A 223-nucleotide genomic window follows, 5' to 3' on the forward strand; every position below is an offset into this window, starting at 1 on the left:
ATGCCGCGGTAATCGCCGAGGAAGGCCTGCGGGTGGATTTGGCCGCGGCCCGGCTGATAATCCAGAAGAACGATGGGCTCGTGACTGCCCTTGCCACTGCGATAAGCCCACATATACGATGTGCTGGTGGCCTTTTTGTCCTTCTCCTTAAGGACCTGAACCGTCGTCTCGTCGCCATGGATGAGAGGCTGCGATCTGAGCCGCAGCTTCAGAGCGTCATAGA

At 58.3% G+C, this 223-nt stretch carries 1 protein-coding gene; it reads right to left on the reverse strand.

What is annotated here, in order from left to right:
* On the reverse strand, positions 1–223 hold a 223-nt coding region (locus tag FNJ47_RS49325), incomplete at both ends, for an IS66 family transposase (RefSeq protein ID WP_163163913.1).

The sequence above is a fragment of the Bradyrhizobium uaiense genome, assembly GCF_010811875.1.
Classification (GTDB): domain Bacteria; phylum Pseudomonadota; class Alphaproteobacteria; order Rhizobiales; family Xanthobacteraceae; genus Bradyrhizobium; species Bradyrhizobium uaiense.